The 323-nt window shown below is 55.7% G+C and carries 1 protein-coding gene; it reads left to right on the top strand.

The annotated features are described in order from the left end of the window. Positions 1-104 precede the first annotated feature (104 nt). Positions 105-323 (top strand): helix-turn-helix domain-containing protein (locus tag BK665_RS33030; protein WP_148053270.1); only part of this gene is annotated, 219 nt, incomplete at its 3' end.

The following is a 323-nucleotide window of genomic DNA, read 5'->3' as shown; positions in this document are numbered from 1 at the left end:
CCTGTGGGAGCGGGCTTGCTCGGGTAGAAACCGGGGACATCCTTTACGTTTTAAACCGGAGACATCCTTTACAGGTGTGAAATACGGTCAGGAGGTATCTGACCATGCCCTGGAATCGAGAGTCCCCAATGAATCAGAGAGTCAAACTCATCGGCGACTGGTTGACCGGCGCCTACTCCAAAAGTGAGCTGGCTCGGCACTACGGTGTCAGTCGGCCCACGCTGGACAAGTGGTTGGCACGCTATGCCATGCTCGGTGTGGACGGGCTTAAAGAGCTGTCCAGGCGTCCACATCACAGCCCTTATCAAGTCAGCGACCAGATT

This window comes from Pseudomonas frederiksbergensis (genome assembly GCF_003732665.1).
In the GTDB taxonomy this organism is placed as follows: Bacteria; Pseudomonadota; Gammaproteobacteria; order Pseudomonadales; family Pseudomonadaceae; genus Aquipseudomonas; species Aquipseudomonas frederiksbergensis_G.
This window is presented reverse-complemented; position numbering and strand designations above follow the sequence as displayed.